At 71.8% G+C, this 6084-nt stretch carries 4 protein-coding genes; 3 read left to right on the top strand and 1 reads right to left on the bottom strand.

All coding sequences use genetic code 11. The features are described 5' to 3' along the window. Positions 1–24: 24 nt before the first annotated feature. A complete protein-coding gene (locus tag WMI84_RS16270) occupies positions 25–456 on the bottom strand; it encodes a GNAT family N-acetyltransferase (protein ID WP_347354822.1) in 432 nt (143 codons plus the stop codon). 406 nt (positions 457–862) lie between these two features. Here WMI84_RS16270 and WMI84_RS16275 point away from each other — a divergent pair, with 406 nt between their 5' ends. Genes WMI84_RS16275 through WMI84_RS16285 form a run of 3 tightly spaced genes read left to right on the top strand, consistent with a single transcriptional unit; the run spans position 863 to position 6013 of the window. After that, on the top strand, positions 863–2884 hold the full coding sequence (locus WMI84_RS16275) for an alpha-1,4-glucan--maltose-1-phosphate maltosyltransferase (protein WP_347354825.1): 2022 nt from the start codon (positions 863–865) through the stop codon (positions 2882–2884). Position 2885: 1 nt separating this feature from the next. Next, positions 2886–4589, top strand: a complete 1704-nt coding sequence (treS, locus tag WMI84_RS16280) for a maltose alpha-D-glucosyltransferase (protein ID WP_347354823.1) — start codon at positions 2886–2888, stop codon at positions 4587–4589. Further along, positions 4589–6013, top strand: coding sequence for an aminoglycoside phosphotransferase (locus tag WMI84_RS16285; protein WP_347354824.1), 1425 nt, complete (start codon positions 4589–4591; stop codon positions 6011–6013). The genes treS and WMI84_RS16285 overlap by 1 nt, the downstream gene beginning before the upstream one ends. Positions 6014–6084: the final 71 nt, after the last annotated feature.

Consider the following 6084-nt stretch of genomic DNA (forward strand, 5'->3'; position numbering starts at 1 on the left):
CCGGCCGCCCCCGAGGTGGTCAGGTCACCCGGACCGCGTGAAGTGGTGGTCGCTGATCACGTAACCCGAGTTGAGGTAGAGCCGGTGGGCGGTTGCCCGGTGCAGCCCGACCGCCGAGTCGAGATGCACCTGCCTGCAGCCCTGGCGGACGGCCTCGTCGTGGATCCACGCCAGCAGCCCGCTGGCCAGGCCCCGGCCGCGGGCCGCAGGCGAGGTCGACAGGTCGTCGATGTAGAGGTGTCGTCCCCAGGCCAGCTTGGTGACCTGCCGGAAACCGGCGACGGCAAGCGCATCGCCCCCGTCGTCGGGCAGCACCGCCACCAGGCGGTAGCCCTCGGGTCGCTGGACCCGGTCGATCTGATCGACGAAGTCCTCCCGGCTGACGAGGGCGGGACGCAGCTCTCGCATGGCACTGAAGGCGAGGCCGGTATCGGGCGGCAGGAGCTCGGTCAACATGGCCACCAGCATGCCGGACCCGGCGACCCGCGCCCTGCTGCCGCGCTGCACCCCGATTCGGTACGGTCGACACGTGACTGACCCCGCGAAGAAGCCCCCGGCCGGCGCCACCCCCGATCCAGAGCCCGCAGTCGCCGATGCTCCCGCCGCCGCCGAGCCGACGACCACCGCCAAGCCGGCGCGCAAGTCCGCCCCTCGCAAGACCGCCGCGGCCAAGACCACGGCGGCCAAGACCACGGCTGCCAAGGCCGCCCCCCGCAAGGCCGCCGCCAAGCGGGCACCTCGCAAGACCGCCGCACCCGCGGCGAAGACCACGCCGCCCCCGGCTCCGCCCGCCGACGAGGCCTTCTTCGACGAGACCGAGGCGGGTGCCAGCCACCTGGCCCCCGAGCACGAGGTGTCGGTCGTGCCGAAGCTCGGCGGGGTGCCCGACGGCGTCCGGCGCATCGGGCGCATTCCCGTCCTGGACGTCGAGCCGACCGTGCGCCACGGCGAGCTGCCCGCCAAGTCGGTCGTGCACGAGCAGTTCGTCATCCGGGCCAAGGTGTTCCGCGAGGGACACGACGCGGTGAACGCCACCGCGGTGCTGACCGACCCCGACGGCGGGGACCACTACTTCCCGATGCGGATCGACAACCCCGGGCTGTCCGCGTGGAGCGCGACGGTCGTCGCCGACCGGCCCGGTTGGTGGAGCTATCGCATCGAGGCCTGGTCGGACCCGTACTCGAGCTGGGCCCACGACGCGGGCATCAAGATCGGTGCCGACATCGACGTCGAGCTGATGTGCGCCGAGGGGGTGCGCGTGCTCGACCGGTTCCGCCGCGCGATCGCCGGCCAGGGCGCGGACACCAGCGCCGTCGACCGGGCGATCGACGCGCTGAAGGACACCGGACGGCCGGTCGTCGAGCGCTACTCGCTGGCCGTCTCCGAGGAGATCCGCGGGTTGCACCGGCTGATCCCGCTGCGCGAGCTCGTCTCCCCGTCGGCGTCCTACCCGCTGCTGGTCGAGCGCGAGCTGGCGCTGTACGGCGCGTGGTACGAGATCTTCCCGCGTTCGGAGGGCGCGTACTACGACGAGCAGGCCGGTCGCTGGGTCTCCGGGACGCTCCGGACGGCGGCGGACCGGCTGCCCGGCATCGCGCGGATGGGGTTCGACGTGGTCTACCTCACCCCGATCCACCCGATCGGCACCACCGCGCGCAAGGGCCCGAACAACTCCCTCGTCGCCGGGCCGGGCGATCCCGGGTCCCCCTACGCCATCGGCTCACCCGACGGCGGGCACGACTCGATCCACCCCGACCTGGGCACCTTCGAGGACTTCGACTTCTTCGTCGAGCAGGCCCGGCGGAACGGGCTCGAGGTGGCCATGGACCTGGCGCTGCAGGCCTCCCCCGACCATCCCTGGGTCCACACGCACCCCGAGCTGTTCACCACCCGTGCCGACGGGACGATCGCCTACGCCGAGAACCCGCCGAAGAAGTACCAGGACATCTACCCGCTCAACTTCGACAACGACCCGGCGAGCGCGTACGCGGAGGTGCGCCGGGTGATCCAGGTCTGGCTCGACCACGGCGTGCGGATATTCCGGGTCGACAACCCGCACACCAAGCCGGTCGCCTTCTGGCAGTGGCTGATCGCCGACGTCGCCAAGCGGTACCCCGAGACGATCTGGCTGGCCGAGGCCTTCACCAAGCCGGCCATGATGCGGGCCCTGGCCGAGGTCGGCTTCCAGCAGAGCTACACCTACTACGCGTGGCGCAACCTGCGGTGGGAGCTCGAGGAGTACGGCCGCGAGCTGGCCGGCGACTCGGCGGCATACATGCGCCCGTCCTTCTGGCCGACCACGCACGACATCCTCACGCCGTACATGCAGTACGGCGGCCCGGCCGCCTGGAAGGTCCGCGCGGCCGTCGCGGCGACGATGTCGCCGACCTACGGCATCTACAGCGGCTACGAGCTGCACGAGCACGTCGCGCGCCAGGGCGCCGAGGAGCAGCTGGACAACGAGAAGTACCAGTACAAGGACCGGCAGTGGTTCCGCTACGAGCCGGGCGGCGACCTCGAGGGGCAGAGCCTCGCGTGGTACCTGCAGCGGCTCAACGAGATCCGCCGCGCCCACCCGGCGCTGCGCTGGCTGCGCAATCTGCGCTTCCACACCGCCGACGACGAGAACGTGCTGGTCTTCTCCAAGAGCCGCCTGGTCGACGGCGGGCGCGACACGATCCTCGTGGTGGCCAACCTCGACCCGCACACCACCCGGGAGACCACCGTCCACCTCGACATGGCCGCGCTCGGGATGGCGAGCTGGTCCACCTTCTCGGCCCACGACCTGGTCACCGACAGCTGGTGGGACTGGCGCTCCGACAACTTCGTGCGGGTCGGGCCCGACTGGGAGCCGGTGCACATCATCGAGGTGCGGAGCCACTGAGGTGCAGGGCCTCAACCTCTCGCAGCCGGGCCTGCGCCACGACCCGCAGTGGTACCGCACCGCGGTCTTCTACGAGGTCCTCGTGCGCGCGTTCGCCGACTCGAAGGGGTCCGGGGCGGGCGACTTCACCGGCCTGATCGGACGGCTCGACTACCTGCAGTGGCTGGGGGTCGACTGCCTGTGGCTGCCCCCCTTCTACGCCTCCCCGCTGCGCGACGGCGGCTACGACATCGCCGACTTCAAGGCGATCCTGCCGGAGTTCGGCACCCTGCCGCAGTTCACCGAGCTGGTCTCGCAGGCCCACGCCCGCGGCATCCGCATCGTCACCGACCTGGTGATGAACCACACCAGCGACCAGCACCCGTGGTTCCAGGCCTCCCGGGCCGAGCCGGACGGACCCTACGGCGACTACTACGTCTGGTCCGACACGGACGAGCCCTACGCCGACGCCCGGATCATCTTCGTGGACACCGAGGTGTCGAACTGGACCTTCGACGCGGTGCGGCGGCAGTTCTTCTGGCACCGCTTCTTCTCGCACCAGCCCGACCTCAACTTCGAGAACCCGGCCGTGCAGGAGGCCATGTTCGACATCGTCCGGTTCTGGATGGACCTGGGCATCGACGGGTTCCGGCTCGACGCCATCCCCTACCTGTTCGAGGAGGAGGGGACCATCTGCGAGAACCTGCCGCGTACGCACGAGTTCCTGACCCGGCTGCGCGCCATGGTCGACGCGGAGTACCCGGGGCGGGTCCTGCTCGCCGAGGCGAACCAACCGCCGGCTGAGGTCGTCGACTACTTCGGCACCGAGCAGGCGCCGGAGTGCCAGATGTGCTTCCACTTCCCGGTCATGCCGCGCCTGTTCTACGCGCTGCGCGAGGGGCGGGCCCACCCGATCGTCGACGTGCTCGACCAGACCCCACCGGTGCCCGAGGGCGCGCAGTGGGGCACCTTCCTGCGCAACCACGACGAGCTGACCCTCGAGATGGTCACCCCCGAGGAGCGGGCCGCCATGTACGGGTGGTACGCCCCCGACCCGAGGATGCGCGCCAACGTCGGCATCCGCCGACGGCTGGCCCCGCTGCTGGACAACTCCCGGCCCGAGATCGAGCTGATCCACGCGCTGATCCTGTCGCTGCCCGGCTCCCCGTGCCTGTACTACGGCGACGAGATCGGCATGGGCGACAACATCTGGCTGACCGACCGCGACGCCGTGCGCACCCCGATGCAGTGGACCCCGGACCGCAACGCCGGCTTCTCGAGCGTCGACCCGGGCAAGCTCTACCTGCCGGTCATCGCGAGCCTCGTCTACCACTACAACAACGTCAACGTCGAGGCCCAGATGGCCTCGTCGTCCTCGCTGCTGCACTGGGTGCGCGGGATGCTGCAGGTGCGCGGACGCCACCGTGTCTTCGGCCTGGGCGACTTCACCATCGTGCCCAACGACAACGAGGCGATGCTCTCCTTCGTCCGGTCGGTGGCAGCGGATGGCACCGAGCCCGCCGAGACGGTCCTGTGCGTCAACAACCTGGCCAACCGGCCCCAGGCGGCCACCCTCCAGCTGCCCGAGCACCTCGGCGAGCGCCGCCTGGTCGACCTGTTCGGCGGCAGCAACTTCCCGTGGGTCGCGGCCGACGGGCGGGTCACCATCACGCTGGGCTCGCGCGACTTCTTCTGGCTGCTGATCGCTCCGAGGGAGGGCGGCTGATGGCCGTCATCCACCACCACGCCCGGCTGGTGCCCTCCAAGGTCGAGCTGGTCACGGGCTGGATCCAAGGGCAGCGCTGGTACGGCGGCAAGGGGCACGTCCCGGTCCTTCGCCGGGTGGGCGGCTACCGGATGGACGACCCGGACGGCGAGGTCGGCATCGAGACCCTGCTGCTGCTCGACGAGGCGGCAGATCCCCCGGTCGTCTACCAGGTCCCCCTGACCTACCGGGGCGCACCGCTCGAACCGGCCGAGCAGGCGCTCGTCGGCACTATCGAGCACAGCGTCCTGGGCACCCGATGGGTCTACGACGCCCCCCACGACCCCGTCTACGCCCGCGCCCTGGCCGAGACCATCCTCGGCTCGCACGACACCGTCGGCGCCGAGGCCACGGCCGGCTCCAACGCGGTGGCGAGCGGGCACGCCACGGGGCGGCTCGACGGCATCGTGACCAACTCGAACGTGCTGACCGGGGAGCAGTCGAACACCTCGGTCATCTGCCGGCTGCGCGGGCGCGACGGAGCGCACGTGCCCCCGGTGATCATCAAGGTGTTCCGCACGGTGCAGCCCGGCGACAACCCCGACGTCGTCGTCCAGTCCGCGCTCACCGACGCCGGCTCGGCCCGGGTGCCGATCTCGGCCGGGCACCTCGACGGAGCGTGGGAGGCCCCCGACGGGCAGCGGGTCGAGCACGGTCACCTCGCCTTCGCCCAGGAGTTCATCCCCGGGGTGCAGGACGCCTGGCGGGTCGCCCTCGTCGCCGCGACCGCCGGCGTCGACTTCGCCGCCCGGGCCCACGACCTGGGGGCGGCCACCGCGCAGATCCACCGCGACCTCGCGGCCCGGCTCGGGACCGAGCCGGCGGACGACGCGGCACGCCGGCGCCTGGTCACCGAGCTCGAGGGCCGGTATGCCGCCGCCGCCCGGGCCGTCCCCGAGCTCGCCTCCCGACGGGCTGGGTCGCTGCGCGCGCTGCGCGCCATTCGCTACGCCGAGTGGCCGCCGCTGCAACGCATCCACGGCGACTACCACCTCGGCCAGGTGCTCGACGTGCCGGGCCGGGGCTGGGTCGTGATCGACTTCGAGGGCGAGCCGCTGCGGCCGCTGGCCGATCGCAACCGGCCCGACCTGCCCGAGCGCGACATCGCCGGGATGCTGCGCTCGTTCGACTACGTGGCCGGCTCGGTCCGGCTCAGCGACGGGGTCGACGCCGGCGCCTGGGCGACGGCCTGCCGGACGGCCTTCCTGGCCGGGTACGCCGAGGTCGCGGGCCCGCACGACGACGCGCGGCTGGCGCTGGTCCGGGCGCTCGAGCTCGACAAGGCCCTGTACGAGGTCGTCTACGAGGCTCGTAACCGACCGGGGTGGCTGCCGATCCCGCTGGGGGCCGTCCGGCGCCTGCTCGACGACAAGGAGAGACCATGACCGGCACCGACGGACCGACCGCCCCGCAGAGTGGTGCGACCGCCCCGCAGGACGGACCGACCGCCCCGCAG

The sequence above is a fragment of the Intrasporangium sp. genome, assembly GCF_039812505.1.
In the GTDB taxonomy this organism is placed as follows: Bacteria; Actinomycetota; Actinomycetes; order Actinomycetales; family Dermatophilaceae; genus Intrasporangium_A.